This window comes from Pseudomonas fontis, from assembly GCF_028656955.1.
In the GTDB taxonomy this organism is placed as follows: domain Bacteria; phylum Pseudomonadota; class Gammaproteobacteria; order Pseudomonadales; family Pseudomonadaceae; genus Aquipseudomonas; species Aquipseudomonas fontis.
In genome coordinates, this window is the sequence record NZ_JAMDGY010000025.1 from 1 (window position 1) to 13987 (window position 13987).

The following is a 13987-nucleotide window of genomic DNA, read 5'->3' on the forward strand; positions in this document are numbered from 1 at the left end:
GGCTGTGAGGCCCTGGCGAGCCCCTGTTGGGTGACTCGATGGAGTGAATTTAAGCAAGCTGAAATGCTCGTGTCAAGCATGCTGAATAAATAAATTCAGATTGCTGAAATCTCCAGGCGTAAAAAAGCCCGCTCAGTGGCGGGCTCGGTTATGCGTCGCAGTATTCTCGCCAGCCGATCCTGACGGTTCCGCCCTCCAGGATATCGACACGGACGCCGGCTGTTTCGCTTATCTCATCCAGAAGGCGTTGCCAGTCTTCGGGAGCTTCATGCTCCAGCCTACACACTGTCACCGCCTGGTACTTTTGAACGCCTGGAGAGGCGATCAGAGCCTGCAGGCGACGGCCTGCCGACTCGTAGGAGGATGGTGGTTTCGAGGTGGTAAACACTGGACTTTGCATGCGACTCTCCTGGTCGTTACTGTATACATGAACAGTATTGATGCCTGGAGATATTGGCAAGCTGCATTTTGACGTAAAATGCATTTATGCATAAATATTCTAAAGGCGACTATCCTACGCGCAAGAAAAAACCCGCAAACGCGGGCTTTTTTGGCTTGGCGGTATCAGTCGCTGATCGGGGGGTACTTTCCGCTCACCGAGTCCCTGTAGACGATCTCGCTGAATAGCCGAGGGCCTTCGCGCATTGCGATCAAGGCTTGCTTGGCCTCTTCCTTGCTCCCATATGGGCCTGCACCGACGGCCAGGCCCATCATAGAAACAACTGGCAAGCCGGCGGCCACAATGGCCTCGACCGTTCTCTCCCGCTCTTCTTCATCACGGCATGCAGTCGAGGCTACCCATCCATTTTTCAGCTTCGGACGGCGTGCTGGCTCAACGTCGGCCCCGCAGTGTTTGCACTTCACGGCAGCTTTCTTGATTGTCTCGGCGCAGAACGGGCAGTCGCGGAGGTCGCTAGTCTGCGCGCCAGCGGAACCCGTTGACGCTTCAACCCAGCCCTTACGAAGATATGAGTTAGTCAGAATGCCGCTGATGCCAATCGCATACCCGATACTGGCTAAGGGGAGGGCGATGATTAGCCCAGGGCCGCCAGTCAGAACCGTGAAGCCTCCAACCAACAACAGCCAGATAAAAAAGTGGCCCCACAGCCCTTTATAGGCAAGGTAGAAAGCCCCGAAAACAATTACCGCGAGCCACGACATCCCGCCAACACTTTCAATGTGGCCGTTTGCCGGATTCCTGAATTCTCGTTCCATTGGATCCCTCCCGTAATTGAGCCCGCACTTTACCATTCGTGGCGTACAGCCACCATCAAGGGAGGGCAGGGCAGATACAAGAAGCCCGGCGCTGGGCCGGGCTTTGTATTCAATTGGTTTCGGCGAACCTGAAGCTTTGCTTCAAGTCATTCATCCAGGACACTTCTATCAAGCCATCGTGCTGAAGTCGACCCACGACAATTCCCGGGTGAACTCCGATCTGACGTGCAAAGGTCTGTACCGCATCCCTGGTCTTTAACCCAGCCAAGGCGTGCGAATACTGCTTTGGAATCATAAAGTTTCCTGCCCAATCGTTCGCCTCTATCTCTTTTGGATCTTCGTTGTTTCGCTTGCTTGGATCGTCAAGGTAAACAGACTTCTTTTCGTTAGCATGAAGCAAAATATGTGCTGACTCATGGAACAGAGTGAACCAAAACTTATCGTTCGTTTTTCCGTAAAGGGACATCTGGATTAGCGGCCTGTGAGGGTTAAGCCACCTGGCAACGCCGCTTACATGGGATCTCGGGATGGCAGGTACGAGTACGAACGCTACGCCAGCATCGGTGAAAAGCGACCTCATTCGAGGCTCAAAGTCTTTGGGGCTCTTTGTGGTTAGGAAGCGAATTTCAATCAAGGCTTTTTCAAATTTATCTCGATCGTATTTCGGTCCAGAGAACTGTTCAGCCTCAATCTCACCCATTCGAAGCCAGGAGGAAATAGCTGCAATATCGCTTTGGTCCTCTCGGCTACGCCGGAATGCTACCTGCATTCCAGAATAGTGATCCGTCCACTCGTCAGGAGATGCAACGCCGAAAAACTTCAGACATTGCTCTACTAGTCCGGGCTTGTTTTTTTCAACAATTCGACATTTTTCAATAGCGCCTGAAGACATCAGCTCCTTTAAAGGGAGGCAGTCAAGCCAAGACGTCCACTGGCCAAGCTTCGCCTTGGACTCTGCACGAGATAGCTGCTCCCTATAGAGCGCCTCTCGTGAAATCCAAAATGCAGCAGTACTGCCTAGTACGCGCTCCAGCTTGAGGGCTGTATCCTGACTTAAGGCTGCCTTGCCTTTGATTAACTGGTTTACAAGCTTTGCCGACACCCCGAGCCTTGTAGCGAGCTCATCCTGAGTCCATTCCTTCTCCTCGATGAGGTCGAGGATGGTGTCGCCAGGCGGGGACACCCAATCTGGCGTAAACGAAACGGCCAAATCATTCATGGTAATCTCCGATAAAAATAACTTTCACATCAAATACTTGAGACCAGTCCAAAGACTGATCATCGCGCAGCGGGAATGGGTCGTGATCGGGCTCGAATACAATCCTGCATCCGCCGGCCAAACTGACTGAGAACTGATTTTTCCTGTCGCCCTTGAGGGGGTGAGGGGCGCCAGCAACGAGATCGAGAACTGTGGTCGCGGCTTCAATATCAGAAAGCCTAGATCTCAATTTACGGGCCGAATCAGCTCCTAGCTTTTTCTCCGCAACACGGCTTTGCTCACATAGATCGCGAAGCTTTTTGTCTTTGAAGTCCAGTTTCAAGCTTCACTCCTAAAGGCTACCCTTCTTTACCTATTAGGTAAAGATTAGATGCTATAAAGCGACGAGAAGTCACAAAAAGGCAGTTTTATACATCACTGAGCCTTCCCTCGCCCAATCCTTCCCGCCTTCACCTCATCCGCATAACCCGTGAGCTTGTCCTCCACATCCGGAAACCCCGAGATGATCGTCAACAGCTCCCTGGCATCACTCTCAAACCCTGCCTCAGACAGTCGTACGGCCATCTTCATCAGATCGACGCCCGACCACTTGAGCAGGGCCGCAGCCTCTTTCAGGTCGCGGCGCAGCTGCTGATTGGGTTTGGTCAGGGCCATCACGGCCTCCGCACTCAGTAGTGGAATTTCTGGGTAGCCTGGACAACTACGCCGACTATCCGGCAATTCTCATCAAACACTTCAGTCGGATATCCGGGATTCAGCGGCTTCAGGTAGAGCCTGCCACCATCACTTACCAGCTTCTTGAAGGTCGCCTCATTGCTGTCTGGCAGCTTGGCCACGACAAGTTTGCCCGGTGTCGCCTCGACTTCGGTGTCCACCAAGATCAGCGATCCCTGAGCGATGCTCGTGCCGACCGGAGACGTCATTGAGTCGCCTTTGACCTCAAGCCAGAACGCGGGGCCCTTCGAGTTGTATTCGGAAAACTCGTAACGGTCTGAAATACCAGCCGGGTAGGGCTCCACCGCTTCAGACCAGGCGCCAGCAGATACCCAGCTAATAACCGGATAGCGGAAGGATAGGGCTGGCTGCGCAGTACTGGAGATGTTCGACTCCGAGACCTCTTGCTCTTCCCCTTCGCCGATGGCAAGCCACTCGGCTCTAAAGCCCGTGGCTTTTGCCAAGGCATAGAGGTTCTCTGGTCGTAGGCTTTTGCTCTCACCAGTAATCCATTGAGTAACGGCAGAATTTGCGACGCCACAAAGCGACGCAATTTCCCCCTTCTTTTTCCCGCTGAGCTGTATAGCCCGGGCAATACGTTCGTGTCTTTCCATGGACTCAATATTAAGTTAACTGAATTTAAGCATGCAGTAGGCAGAAAACGCCGTTGACTCGATAACTTAAGCATGCTGAAATTGCGCCAGAGTCGAACGAGGATGCGAAATGAATACGCATGAAGTCGCCGAATTCTTCGGCAGCAAGACAAAGCTGGCACTGGCCCTGGGCATTCGCCCAAGCGCCGTGACCATGTGGGGAGAAACCATTCCCGAATCCCGGCAGTACCAGATCCAGGTTCTTTCCAAAGGCAAGTTCAAGGCCGCAAAGAAGGTCCAGGCCGCGTAAGCGACGTCCCTGTCTACCGTTCCATTGAAGCAATTCTGACCGCAACCGAACCAAGGAAAAACTAGGACATGAAAACGCCCGTACTAGAGACCCGCCGCCAAGTAATGGCAGCTGTGTCCAACGCTTTCCCTGGTGGGATGGATTGCGCAGCTGCTCGCCTTGGCATCAAGGACAAGCGCCTGGAAAACCAGATCTACGAAACCGCCGGGTGCAAGCCGCTGAGCGATGCCGAGATCTTCGTGCTGGAAAGCGAAACGAAGACCGAGCACCTGCCGGACTACATCTGCGCGATGTACGGCGGTGTGTTCGTGAAGATCCCGGAAGCGGGGGAGTTGGACAACGTCGATCTGTATCAGCGCTCGCTGGCTGCATCCGCACAGCGTGGCGCGCTTGACCAGATGGTGGCTTCTGCGCTGGAAGACGGCGAGATCGACGCGAGCGAAGCAAAGAAGATCCGCGCCCTGCACGCCAAATACATGTCGGCGAGCCTTGAGGCTGTAGCGGCAGTAATTGAGTTGCACAAGGCAAGAGCCTGAAACCATGCCGCGCCACGTTTTCACGCTTTGCAAAATGTGGCGCAAAACCCCAACCGCAAATCGCGGGCGCAAAAAAGCCAAGTTCGTGGCCTGGCTCATTGCGTAACTAAAGGAAAATCTACATGAGCAATTTAACCCAAAACGCCATCAGCGTAAACGGTCCAGCAATTACCGTCGAGCAGGTGACGCCAGAGATCGCCCGTACGTGGCTTGAACGTAACACTGGAAATCGCGCGGCAAGCATGGCTCATGTCGCGAAGCTCGAAAAAGCGATCCGTGATGGCGGCTGGAAGATGACGGGCGACCCTATCCGTTTCTCAAAGGGTGGCAGCCTGCTGGATGGTCAGCACCGCCTGCATGCCATTCTTCAATCTGGTATCACCGTAACTTGCGTCGTAATGCGAGGGTTTGACGAAAGCATTTTCGACGTACTCGACAGCGGCAAAGGTCGTCAGAAGTCGGATGTGCTGTTTGTTCAGTTGGGTCTCCCTGTTGAGACCTGCAAGATGCTGGCGACCGCCACCACCTGGGTCATTGATTACGAGAAAGAGCAGTTTGGTTTTCCCGGTAAAGCAGAGAAGACCGATGTTCTGGAGTTCGTTAAACGCAACCCGTTGCTGATCGCCGCCGCCGAATACGGTCAAACCCTTCCTCGGCAATCTCCCGTCCCGCGATCCATTGCGGCGATGTTCTATTTCTACGCAAGCCAGCGCAACCAGCCCTTGGCTGAGCGTTTCCTTGAGCGATTCATGGTTGGCGCTGTCGAGGGCGTCAACGACAATCTTCTTTATCTGCGGAATCGCTGCTTTGCCGCATCTGTTGACCGTCGCCCCATCCACCGCAGCCAAGTCATTGGCGCACTGATTCGCACCTGGAACGCAGAGCTGCGTGGCAAGCCCATCAAGCACGCGACCAACGTTATGCGAGTCGACGACACCTTCCCGACCTTCATCTAAATAGGATGGGGGCGGGAAACCGTCCCCTGTCAAAAAATGGCCGATCAAATCATTCAGTGCCAGGCATCCCTGATCAAGGTCGCGAATCGATTCCGCAAGGACTTCGGCGACATTGAAAGCCTGGCCGCAAGCATTTCAGAGATTGGGCTCTTGCAGCCAATCGGCATCGACTCCGGGTATCGTCTCGTTTTTGGTGAACGCCGCCTGCGCGCTTGCCTGTCCCTCGGCTGGGAAAAGATTCCAGTCCGCACCGTTCACCTCGATTCGATCTTGCAAGGCGAACTGGCCGAGAATGAATTCCGCAAGGACTTCACGCCGTCCGAGCGAGTCGCCATTGGCGAGGCTATTGAGCGCGAACTTGGGGAGCGAAATGGCCAGCGTAACGACCTCGAACCTCCGGAAAATTTTCCGGAGGTTACGAAAGGTGATACGCGGGATATCGCTGCAAAGGCAGCCGGTTTCGGAAACGGGAAGACCTACGAGCAGGCCAAACGTGTCGCTAACGAGGCGGCCCCAGAACTTGTCCAGGCAATGGATGAGGGGCGTGCCTCTGTATCTGGCGCCTTGGCGCTGTTGGTGCTGCCAAAGGATCAGCAGGCATCTGTTGCAGCCGGAGACAAGAAGTCGATTCAGCAGGCCTCCAAGGCTGCCAAGGCGCCCCCTAAGGAGCAGGCTCGCGCATCCGACCTCATCCTCAGCGTGATCACTCAGGTGGAGCTTATAGGTCGCTACGTCGAGCGCAGTGAGGTTGGTGTGCCTAGCTTTGCTGGTCAGTTTCTATCTGACCTGATCGAGGCAGACGCGACCATTCAGGCGCGACTTTCCGCCATTCTTCCGGTACTGCAAGGCCTCTCAGATATCGCTAGCGCGGTGGAGGCCTGACATGCAGTTCACCCTATCGATCAATCAGGTCAAGTCGCTTGAGTGGGGCCTGAACTCACAGCAGGCGCTTCTGTTCGCGTTCGTGTACTCGTGCCCAAGCTGGACTACTCCAGTAAAAACCGAAAACGGCATTTTCTTCGCGTTGAGCAAAGCGAAGATCGTAGAAGAATTGCCTCTGCTGACCGACAAGCCTGATACCGCTTACCGCATGCTGAAAGCCTTGGAGGAGGCGGGCTTGATTGATCTGTCCAGCACCGCAAACATCACGTTGTTCCGCCTCACCAAGAAGGCCGCCGAGTGGAACAAGAAAGAAGACGGGTCGGAAAAATATCCGACCACTCCAACCTCAAAGGGTCGGAAAAAAATCCGATCTACCTCGGATAAATCTCCGAGCAAGGTCGGAAAAAAATCCGAGCAAGGGTCGGATAAATCTCCGACAAATCAAGATACCAGTAATCAGGATACCAATCAGGATACCAGTCACAGCTTTCCGGAAGGCTCGGACAAGCCGACCCAGTCCGGCACGTTGGTGCTGGTGGTTGATCGTGCCGAAGCCCCCCGCGTCGAAATCCCAGCCGACATGCCTGGGCCCAAAGACCAGACCTGTAAAACCTTCAAGGCTTGGGCGAACTACGCCATGGCGTATCGCAAGCGTTACCAGTGCTGGCCGGTGTGGAACGCTGCAGCCGGTGGAATCCTCGGCAAGCTGGTTGACCGCCTGGGCGTCGACGTTGCCCATAGCGTGGCCGCGTACTACCTCACGATCAACGACGCCCGCATCGTCAACGACTGCCACAGCCTGAACAACCTGATCGCTAAGGCCGAGGCATACCACACCCAGTGGTCCACCGGCCGCCAGATGAATTCCCGCACCGCCCGCCAGATCGAAGACACCCAAGCCAATATGAACGCCGCGCAGGAAGCCGCCCGGCTCATTCTCGACGGGGAGAAACGCAATGCTTTCCTCTGAAAACCTCGCAGAGCTTGCAGCTGGTATCTGCGCTACTGCGGAGACGCTGGGTCAGACCATCAGCGCTACCGCTGCCAAGCTGATGGCCGAAGACTTATCCGTATTCCCGCCGAAGGACATCCGCAAGGCGCTGCAATCTTGCCGCCGCGAGCTGACAGGCAAGTTCACCCTCGGCGCGATAATGCAGCGCATCCAGGCCGAGGACGGCCGTCCGGGCAAGGATGAAGCTTGGGCCATCGCCATGACTACCAACGACGAATTCGAAACCGTGGTGCTGACCGACGAGATCCAGCTGGCACTGGCTGCCGCGAAGCCCATCCTGGATGGCGGCGACAAAATCGGCGCGCGCATGGCGTTCATCGACGCCTACCAGCGGTTCGTGGGCCAGTCCCGTGATGACGCCAAACCGGTCAACTGGCACGTGTCTGTGGGCTTCGACGCAAGCCGCCGGGTACAGGCCGTCACGAAAGCGATGGAACTGAAGCGCATTCCCCGCGAACACGCCCAAAAGTATTTGGCTGACCTGAGCGTTGTTCCCGTTTCGGAAGATGGTCGCGCCATTGCTGGCCTGCTCACCGGCGCCGTAACTCAGCCTGCGCCGGTTCTGCGCAAAAAGCTGGAGCTGGTGAAGAACTCAATGATGGAAATGCGCAAGGCCAGCGATGAACGAAAGCTTGAAATGCGAATTGAAGCGGCCACCTCGTTGGCGGATCGACGGGCGCTGCTGATCAAGCAGGCACAGGAATTGGAGTCACGAGCATGAAACGAGCAAACCCAGCACAGCTGCGCCAATCCCTTGAGATGGCCAACACCATGGCCAAGCACGGAATCCGTTTCGTGTGCATCCCGGTGGTGGATGAGGCTGACTGCCTGAACTTGGCCAGCCAGGCCACCGAGCGCATGGAGCGCATGGCATTGATCGCAGAAGCAGCGGAGCAGCGGACATGACCGACTACACCGAATTGAATCGCAAGGCGCAAGCGGCCATTGACGCCATCGGGACCCTGTCTCGCGCACGGCGGGAAAGGGCATTCAACGACGTGTGCACGCCGCATCTCGTCCTGGCCCTGATCGCCGAGAACGAGCGCGTCAAAGCTCGGCTATGCATGTGTCGCGACTGCGGTGGTCGGGGCGAGATCTATTCCGGTCACAGCTCCTATCAGGGTTACAACCAGCCGCCAGAACCGGACATGGATATGTGCGGCACCTGCGGCGGTGATGGCTTTCTTGGACCATTGGAAGACTTCGAGGCGCTGGCTGCCGCGCGAGACCAGCTCAAGGCCGAGAACGAACGCCTGCGTGAGGATGACGTGCGATTCATCGCCCTCATGGCCCAAGGAGAGCAGTCATGAGCCCGATCATCACTCACCAGATGCAACCGTGCCCGTACAGCTGCGTGTCGACCTGCATGGCAATGATCGTTGGTCGGCCGGCACAGGAAGTCATCGAAGAGATGCACAAGCCCTATCGCGACGGGGATCTGACCCTGCGGCAGATGCTGGAGCGCCTCGGCGTTGAATACACGGCGTTCTTCAGCCTGGATTGCCCGCCGCTGACCGATGAGGGCGCTTATCTGTGCACGTCACCGTCGCTCAACATCGAGGGCGGCAACCACCAGATCCTGATCGAGGTCACCGACAGCGGTTACTTCGTATTTGACCCGGTGCAGGGGCGCGACGACCGTAAATATTACGTGGCGCGCGGGCGGGGCGAGGGTATTCCGCTGGCGATCGACCTTGGCGGCTTCGTCGTCGACGCCTTTATCTCGCGTGACCATCTTTTGGCCCGGCGCAACGGCGAGCCTTTGGCGGAGGTTGCAGCATGACCAGCCTCCAGATTCGCAACGAATCAGACCGCAACAAGGCCATGGGCTACATCGCCGGCCTGGACCTGGCCAGGCCCAAGAAGCTTGCCATCACTGAAGTGGACCGCAGCGGGGAGCAGAACAAGGCCCTGCACGCGGCCCTGGCCGATATCGCCGCCCAAGTCGAACACGCCGGGAAGAAGTGGGATGTCCTGATCTGGAAGCGCCTACTGACGGCCGCCTGGCTGCGCGAGACCGGCGATCAACCGCAGATGATACCGGCGGTAGACGGCCACGGCTTCGACGTCATCTACGAACGCACCAGCAAGCTCACCGTGAAGCAGTGCGGCGAGTTGATCGAGTGGGTTCACGCCTTCGGCGCGGAGCACCAGGTGCGCTGGACACAAAAGGACAATTGGGGAGGGCGCTACTGATGAGCTGTAACTTCAAGCCGGGCGACCTGGCACTGGTGATTTCAGGTGGGTACCTGGGCGAGACCGCGGAACTGGTGCGTTTTGTAATGCCTGGTGACCTGATCGTCTCACCCACCACGGGCAAGGTTTACGAATTCAGGCCGGCCGCCAGAGTAGGTGGATGGTTGTGCAAATTCAGATGCAGTCATGCGGTAAAGCACGAAAAGAACCTGATGCCCTTGCGCGGCCGATTCACCCCAGAGCAGCAGAAAGCCAAGGAGGCTGTATGACCATCGAGCGGAAGCCGGCCAAACCGAAGAAATGCCGCGTTGATACGTGCAGGACCTCATTCGTCCCCTCGCGGATGGGGCAGGCGGTGTGCAGTCCGGCCTGCGCAATGATCGACGCGCCCAGGCATGAGCCGAAGGCGCGCAAGGCGCTTGCCCAGGTTGGGCGCCGCGAGATCAAGGTCCGCAAGGAGAAGCTGAAGAGCAGGGCGGATCACCTCAAGGACACACAGCAGGCGTTCAACGCCTGGGTCCGCGCCCGTGACGCGGCGCTGCCATGCGTTAGCTGCGGCCGCCACCACGCAGGCCAATACCACGCCGGCCACTACCGCACTGTAGGAGCGAACCCAGAGCTGAGGTTTGAGCCGCTGAACGCCTGGAAGCAGTGCGCCCCGTGCAACAACCACCTCTCCGGAAACCTGATCAATTACCGGATTTCGCTCCTACAGCGAATCGGAGAGGACAAGGTGCTTTGGCTGGAAGGCCCTCATGAGGCCAAGAAATACACCGTGGATGAGCTGAAGGCGATGACCGCCGACTACCGGGCAAAGACAAAAGAGCTGAAGAAGGGGGAGGCAGCATGAAGATTAACTCGGCGCGACAGGTTTGGCATGACTGCAAATACAACCCTGCCCCTGGCCAGTCCTCAGATGCTGCTGAGCTCGGCGTGGTTGTGCAGAGCACCGAGCGCGGGCCCACGGCAAATCACGCGGTGCACGGCGCCTTGGCCGGCCATATCCAGTCGGCAATCGCCAGGCTACACCCGCAGATCCGCGTCTTCGGCGACTTCATGTACGCCGCCGAGCAGAGCGACGACATCCGGGAAGCGGCGGAAGAGGTCGTGTTTCTTCTGGTGCAGAACCGCTCACCGCGCATGACGGCGGCAAAGCGCGAGAAGCTGGAGTTCGTCGTGAAGGGCGTACTACGCCGGTACCAGCATATGCACCAGGGCGGCCAGTCATCCAATGAAGACCCGCTGGCCAACGCCGAGAAGTTCCGGGCATGGATGTGGCAGGTCTATGAAGTGCGGCTGGAGTCGTGCAACTGGGAGCGGGATTGGGGTGGAATGCTGCAGCTGATCTTCGAGTGCTGCGAGGATCTGGATCGCCGCGCACTGAGCCCCGTTGCAGCGGTAATTTACGAAATGCGCGAGGCCGCATGAGGGCCTATTGCGTTCCCGTGCGGCTGGTGATACTTTATCGCCACTGCTAGAGTTTTGCCTTCGGCAACTTACTCTTGAAACACTAAACCCGGCCACTGTGTCGGGTTTTTTATTGCCTAAATTTCGCCGCCATAGCTCCAGCGGTAGAGCAGTCGCATTGTAAGCGAATGGCCCGGGGTTCGAATCCTCGTGGCGGCACCACATTGGTGAGTAGCACAGCGGCAGTGCAATCGGCTGTTAACCGATCGGCCAGTGGTTCGATCCCACTCTCACCAGCCAGTTTCAGCTGTAGCCAGGATAGTCCTCGGGGAGGCCTGGACGTCGATAGCCGGATAGTGCGACGTACGGAATCAGCACCGGCAGCCTGTGTACTCCGACCTCAGATGCTTTCGGGGTAGCGCGAGACTGGATCAGTGAGATCGATGCAGTGGGGTGTCGACGTTGAGAAGGCCTTTGGCGGACAGCGCGGAGAGACGCGCACACTTATTTCAAGGCTCGCCATCTGGTGGGCCTTTTTCATTTCTTGCTCCCTGATCGGGGAGGACACCGGATGAAGCCCATGCCTGAAAAAGACCCTTCCTTCTGGGCCCTGGTCCTGACCGCGCTCCGAGAGAACGGTTTGGCCATGGTGCTCACCTTTGCCTTGACCTGGCTTCGTATCCAGTACGACGCAAAGGAGACTAGGCCTTGGCGCCAGTTCATCGAGGCAACACTTGGCGCGTTGATCGTGATGGTGGTTGGCCTGACCGTTAAAGAGTTCGGCTTCAGCATTGCCTGGTCATTCGCCACCGCTGGTTTCGTTGGCGTGCTAGGCGTTGAGCAGGCCCGCCAGCTCGGCAAACGCTGGGCAGAGCGAAAGGCGGATGAGATCTAGGTCACGCGACACGTTTCGCAAGTGATCAAAACGTGTTGTGACTCGGGGTGGCAGCTAGCTCGGATCAGTTTCTATTTCTTCTTGGCCTTAGCCTCTGCGGCAAGGCACTCAAGAGCAAACTGTTCTGTGTACGTCATCTGAATGGCAGTTGTTTCTCCCTTGACGGTCCTTTCGCCCTCAAGAATGTATCGAATGCGCTTGTCGGTCACTCCGATGCGCTTTGCGATCCATGAAGGTGTTTGTCCGATGCGCGAAATCAACTTGTCGGCATATTCAGTGGAAGGGTTATAGAACTCGGCGTTGGGTGTCATGTGAAGTCCAGATAAAGGTTGGTCTGCGATGCGTTCGCGGACTGTTGGGCAAGGTGCACCAATTATTGGATGGTGTCGCGACCTAAATGAAGCTACCTAGCATCCGCGCCACATTTTCGAATGCGCCAAATCGTGGCGCGAGGTTTTGCAGATGAGCAACGTCACCCGCCTGCGCCACGCGCTCCCGATGAGCCCGGACATCAATGCAGCGGTAAGCGCGCTCGACAAGGCTATTGCCGATGCAGTGGATGCCGCCAAGGATGCCGGGCTGCCCCAGGGACTGATCGTTGGGTTGCTTCACGGCCATTCCCACGCACAGACACATCAGATGGTGACGCAATGACAGCCACCATCCACGACATCGCTGACCAGCGCCCGCACCTGATGGTGGTAGCCAGTGATGGTGCCCACTTAATCCCGCGCGCCCTGGTGCAATCAGTCATCGCCGGCGACCAACCTTCCTCAATCCTTACTGAGCCCGTGGTGAAGCGGATTATTGAAGAGTGGCTGCAGCAGGTGACCAAATGACCATCAAGGTTCTGGAGTTCAAGCGGGAGGACTGGCGCGACGCCGCCAAGACCCTGCGCAAAATTGCCGATGACCTTGATGCCGGCGAGCATCCCGAGTGCACTGTAGGCGCCTTGACGCTGATCGGTGCGAAAGGCGAGGTGACGGTGTTCGGTCTCGGACCCAAGTGCGACGACCTGCAATGCCTGGGTGCGATGCGCCTGGGTGAGCAGAAGCTTATTGATGTGCTGGTTGGTGATAAAGAAGGTTAGGCGTGCTATTGAAGTGACATTACGCGGCCCCATGTATGTGTAAACCAACAATGGAGCTGTGAAATGTCAAATATTGTTAAAGGTGATTTGGTTACGCTGAAAAGTCTTGGCCCTGCAATGACGGTAGCCGAGGTTAAACACCAGAAGGTAATTTTCAACGTGCCCGAATCGATTAATGCGTTTTGCCAGTGGTTTGATGGTGATAAGCCGATGGAGAAGTGGTTCGACGTCGAAGTGTTAAGGCTGATTGAGCCATTGCCAGAACTGAAGTGACAGAAGCCTCGCCAAGTGCGGGGCTTTTTATTGGGAGGTGATCCATGGGTAGGCCATACCCTCCATCGTCGGTACTTGAGCTGTCCGACCTCTCCGACTTCGGTATCCGCCTGACTCCAGCACCTGAGCTGTGGGAATGGCTCCAGGCTGAGATCCTCGCCGACACCGGCAGCATTCACAACGAAGACCATGCCCACCTACTGGATGCAGACATCCGGGTCATGTGGGCATCGTCGAGCTTCGAGAAGCAGGGTAGGACGGTCCTGGGCCAGGCCGAGCAGGTAGCGTTCCGCGCTGGTGGCTGGCAGAAGGCGCGTATGGAGCAACAGATGCGTGATTGGTTCGGCGAAGTTCCGACCTTCATCATCACCTTGGCTGCCGACTACTGCGCCCAGTGCAGCGACACCGACTTCTGCGCACTGGTGGAGCATGAGCTGTACCACATAGCTCAAGCCAAGGATAAGTACGGCGCGCCCAAGTTCACTCAGGAAGGCTTACCCAAGCTTGAGATGCGCGGACACGACGTTGAAGAGTTCGTCGGTGTGGTCCGCCGCTACGGTGCAAGCCCTGACGTTCAAGCGTTGGTGGATGCTGCAAACAGTCCTGCTGAGGTGGGGGAATTGAACATTGCGAGGGCCTGCGGAACCTGTCTGCTCAAGTCGGCCTGATATGAGACAGGCATGAGACGG

Annotated in this window: 26 protein-coding genes and 2 tRNA genes; 21 read left to right on the top strand and 7 right to left on the bottom strand. The window is 56.8% G+C overall.

Translation table 11 applies throughout. From position 1 onward, the window contains the following. Positions 1–148: 148 nt before the first annotated feature. The 6 genes from M5G11_RS10945 to M5G11_RS10970 all read right to left on the bottom strand — a co-directional run bounded on the left by M5G11_RS10945 (position 149) and on the right by M5G11_RS10970 (position 3762). Complete coding sequence (locus M5G11_RS10945; RefSeq protein ID WP_273911257.1) at positions 149–400, bottom strand: DUF1654 domain-containing protein; 252 nt, start codon at positions 398–400, stop codon at positions 149–151. A 164-nt stretch (positions 401–564) separates the two neighbouring features. Further along, positions 565–1215: a zinc ribbon domain-containing protein gene (locus tag M5G11_RS10950; RefSeq protein ID WP_273911258.1), complete on the bottom strand. Its 651-nt coding sequence runs from the start codon at positions 1213–1215 to the stop codon at positions 565–567. A gap of 109 nt (positions 1216–1324) precedes the next feature. Continuing rightward, on the bottom strand, positions 1325–2434 hold the full coding sequence (locus M5G11_RS10955; protein WP_273911260.1) for an ImmA/IrrE family metallo-endopeptidase: 1110 nt from the start codon (positions 2432–2434) through the stop codon (positions 1325–1327). After that, a complete protein-coding gene (locus M5G11_RS10960; RefSeq protein ID WP_177024629.1) occupies positions 2427–2756 on the bottom strand; it encodes a type II toxin-antitoxin system RelE/ParE family toxin in 330 nt (109 codons plus the stop codon). Before M5G11_RS10960 ends, M5G11_RS10955 begins: the two co-directional genes overlap by 8 nt. Positions 2757–2848: 92 nt before the next feature. Then, positions 2849–3088 carry a hypothetical protein gene (locus tag M5G11_RS10965; RefSeq protein ID WP_273911261.1) on the bottom strand — a complete coding sequence of 80 codons (240 nt, stop codon included), beginning with the start codon at positions 3086–3088 and terminating at the stop codon, positions 2849–2851. 14 nt (positions 3089–3102) lie between these two features. Further along, a complete protein-coding gene (locus tag M5G11_RS10970) occupies positions 3103–3762 on the bottom strand; it encodes a LexA family protein (RefSeq protein ID WP_273911262.1) in 660 nt (219 codons plus the stop codon). Between the two features lie 109 nt (positions 3763–3871). Here M5G11_RS10970 and M5G11_RS10975 point away from each other — a divergent pair, with 109 nt between their 5' ends. The 16 genes from M5G11_RS10975 (at position 3872) to M5G11_RS11050 (ending at position 11935) form a co-directional block, all read left to right on the top strand. Then, positions 3872–4051 carry a Cro/CI family transcriptional regulator gene (locus tag M5G11_RS10975; RefSeq protein WP_269132997.1) on the top strand — a complete coding sequence of 60 codons (180 nt, stop codon included), beginning with the start codon at positions 3872–3874 and terminating at the stop codon, positions 4049–4051. Between the two features lie 68 nt (positions 4052–4119). Further along, positions 4120–4587, top strand: a complete 468-nt coding sequence (locus tag M5G11_RS10980; protein WP_273911263.1) for a YmfL family putative regulatory protein — start codon at positions 4120–4122, stop codon at positions 4585–4587. A 122-nt stretch (positions 4588–4709) separates the two neighbouring features. Then, on the top strand, positions 4710–5543 hold the full coding sequence (locus M5G11_RS10985) for a hypothetical protein (RefSeq protein ID WP_122582635.1): 834 nt from the start codon (positions 4710–4712) through the stop codon (positions 5541–5543). A gap of 36 nt (positions 5544–5579) precedes the next feature. Then, positions 5580–6425 carry a ParB/RepB/Spo0J family partition protein gene (locus tag M5G11_RS10990; protein ID WP_273911264.1) on the top strand — a complete coding sequence of 282 codons (846 nt, stop codon included), beginning with the start codon at positions 5580–5582 and terminating at the stop codon, positions 6423–6425. 1 nt (position 6426) lies between these two features. Beyond that, positions 6427–7395: a phage replication protein gene (locus M5G11_RS10995; protein ID WP_273911265.1), complete on the top strand. Its 969-nt coding sequence runs from the start codon at positions 6427–6429 to the stop codon at positions 7393–7395. Then, positions 7382–8158, top strand: a complete 777-nt coding sequence (locus M5G11_RS11000) for a hypothetical protein (protein WP_273911266.1) — start codon at positions 7382–7384, stop codon at positions 8156–8158. Before M5G11_RS10995 ends, M5G11_RS11000 begins: the two co-directional genes overlap by 14 nt. Further along, on the top strand, positions 8155–8343 hold the full coding sequence (locus tag M5G11_RS11005) for a DUF1382 family protein (RefSeq protein ID WP_273911267.1): 189 nt from the start codon (positions 8155–8157) through the stop codon (positions 8341–8343). Before M5G11_RS11000 ends, M5G11_RS11005 begins: the two co-directional genes overlap by 4 nt. Beyond that, positions 8340–8747, top strand: a complete 408-nt coding sequence (locus M5G11_RS11010; protein WP_273911268.1) for a hypothetical protein — start codon at positions 8340–8342, stop codon at positions 8745–8747. Before M5G11_RS11005 ends, M5G11_RS11010 begins: the two co-directional genes overlap by 4 nt. Continuing rightward, positions 8744–9220, top strand: coding sequence for a hypothetical protein (locus M5G11_RS11015; RefSeq protein WP_273911269.1), 477 nt, complete (start codon positions 8744–8746; stop codon positions 9218–9220). The genes M5G11_RS11010 and M5G11_RS11015 overlap by 4 nt, the downstream gene beginning before the upstream one ends. After that, positions 9217–9633: a recombination protein NinB gene (locus M5G11_RS11020; protein WP_273911270.1), complete on the top strand. Its 417-nt coding sequence runs from the start codon at positions 9217–9219 to the stop codon at positions 9631–9633. The genes M5G11_RS11015 and M5G11_RS11020 overlap by 4 nt, the downstream gene beginning before the upstream one ends. Further along, positions 9633–9902, top strand: coding sequence for a hypothetical protein (locus M5G11_RS11025; RefSeq protein WP_273911271.1), 270 nt, complete (start codon positions 9633–9635; stop codon positions 9900–9902). The genes M5G11_RS11020 and M5G11_RS11025 overlap by 1 nt, the downstream gene beginning before the upstream one ends. Beyond that, entirely contained in the window at positions 9899–10483 is a 585-nt protein-coding gene (locus M5G11_RS11030) for a recombination protein NinG (protein ID WP_273911272.1), read from the top strand. Before M5G11_RS11025 ends, M5G11_RS11030 begins: the two co-directional genes overlap by 4 nt. Next, positions 10480–11061, top strand: coding sequence for a hypothetical protein (locus M5G11_RS11035; protein WP_273911273.1), 582 nt, complete (start codon positions 10480–10482; stop codon positions 11059–11061). Before M5G11_RS11030 ends, M5G11_RS11035 begins: the two co-directional genes overlap by 4 nt. Before the next feature lie 125 nt (positions 11062–11186). Continuing rightward, positions 11187–11262 (top strand) — tRNA-Thr (locus tag M5G11_RS11040). A 3-nt stretch (positions 11263–11265) separates the two neighbouring features. Then, positions 11266–11340: transfer RNA gene (locus M5G11_RS11045), tRNA-Asn, on the top strand. Positions 11341–11620: 280 nt separating this feature from the next. After that, positions 11621–11935 carry a phage holin, lambda family gene (locus tag M5G11_RS11050; RefSeq protein WP_273911274.1) on the top strand — a complete coding sequence of 105 codons (315 nt, stop codon included), beginning with the start codon at positions 11621–11623 and terminating at the stop codon, positions 11933–11935. 71 nt (positions 11936–12006) lie between these two features. Here M5G11_RS11050 and M5G11_RS11055 read toward each other — a convergent pair whose 3' ends face one another. After that, positions 12007–12246, bottom strand: a complete 240-nt coding sequence (locus M5G11_RS11055; protein ID WP_273911275.1) for a hypothetical protein — start codon at positions 12244–12246, stop codon at positions 12007–12009. Positions 12247–12397: 151 nt separating this feature from the next. Between M5G11_RS11055 and M5G11_RS11060 the strand changes: the two genes are divergently transcribed. The 5 genes from M5G11_RS11060 (at position 12398) to M5G11_RS11080 (ending at position 13966) form a co-directional block, all read left to right on the top strand. Further along, complete coding sequence (locus M5G11_RS11060) at positions 12398–12589, top strand: hypothetical protein (protein WP_273911276.1); 192 nt, start codon at positions 12398–12400, stop codon at positions 12587–12589. Continuing rightward, positions 12586–12774 carry a hypothetical protein gene (locus M5G11_RS11065; protein ID WP_273911277.1) on the top strand — a complete coding sequence of 63 codons (189 nt, stop codon included), beginning with the start codon at positions 12586–12588 and terminating at the stop codon, positions 12772–12774. The genes M5G11_RS11060 and M5G11_RS11065 overlap by 4 nt, the downstream gene beginning before the upstream one ends. Next, positions 12771–13025: a hypothetical protein gene (locus M5G11_RS11070; protein WP_273911278.1), complete on the top strand. Its 255-nt coding sequence runs from the start codon at positions 12771–12773 to the stop codon at positions 13023–13025. Before M5G11_RS11065 ends, M5G11_RS11070 begins: the two co-directional genes overlap by 4 nt. Before the next feature lie 63 nt (positions 13026–13088). Then, positions 13089–13298: a DUF2158 domain-containing protein gene (locus M5G11_RS11075; protein ID WP_273911279.1), complete on the top strand. Its 210-nt coding sequence runs from the start codon at positions 13089–13091 to the stop codon at positions 13296–13298. A gap of 44 nt (positions 13299–13342) precedes the next feature. After that, the gene (locus tag M5G11_RS11080; protein WP_273911280.1) at positions 13343–13966 is read left to right on the top strand and encodes a putative metallopeptidase; all 624 of its coding nucleotides are present in this window, start codon (positions 13343–13345) and stop codon (positions 13964–13966) included. Positions 13967–13987: the final 21 nt, after the last annotated feature.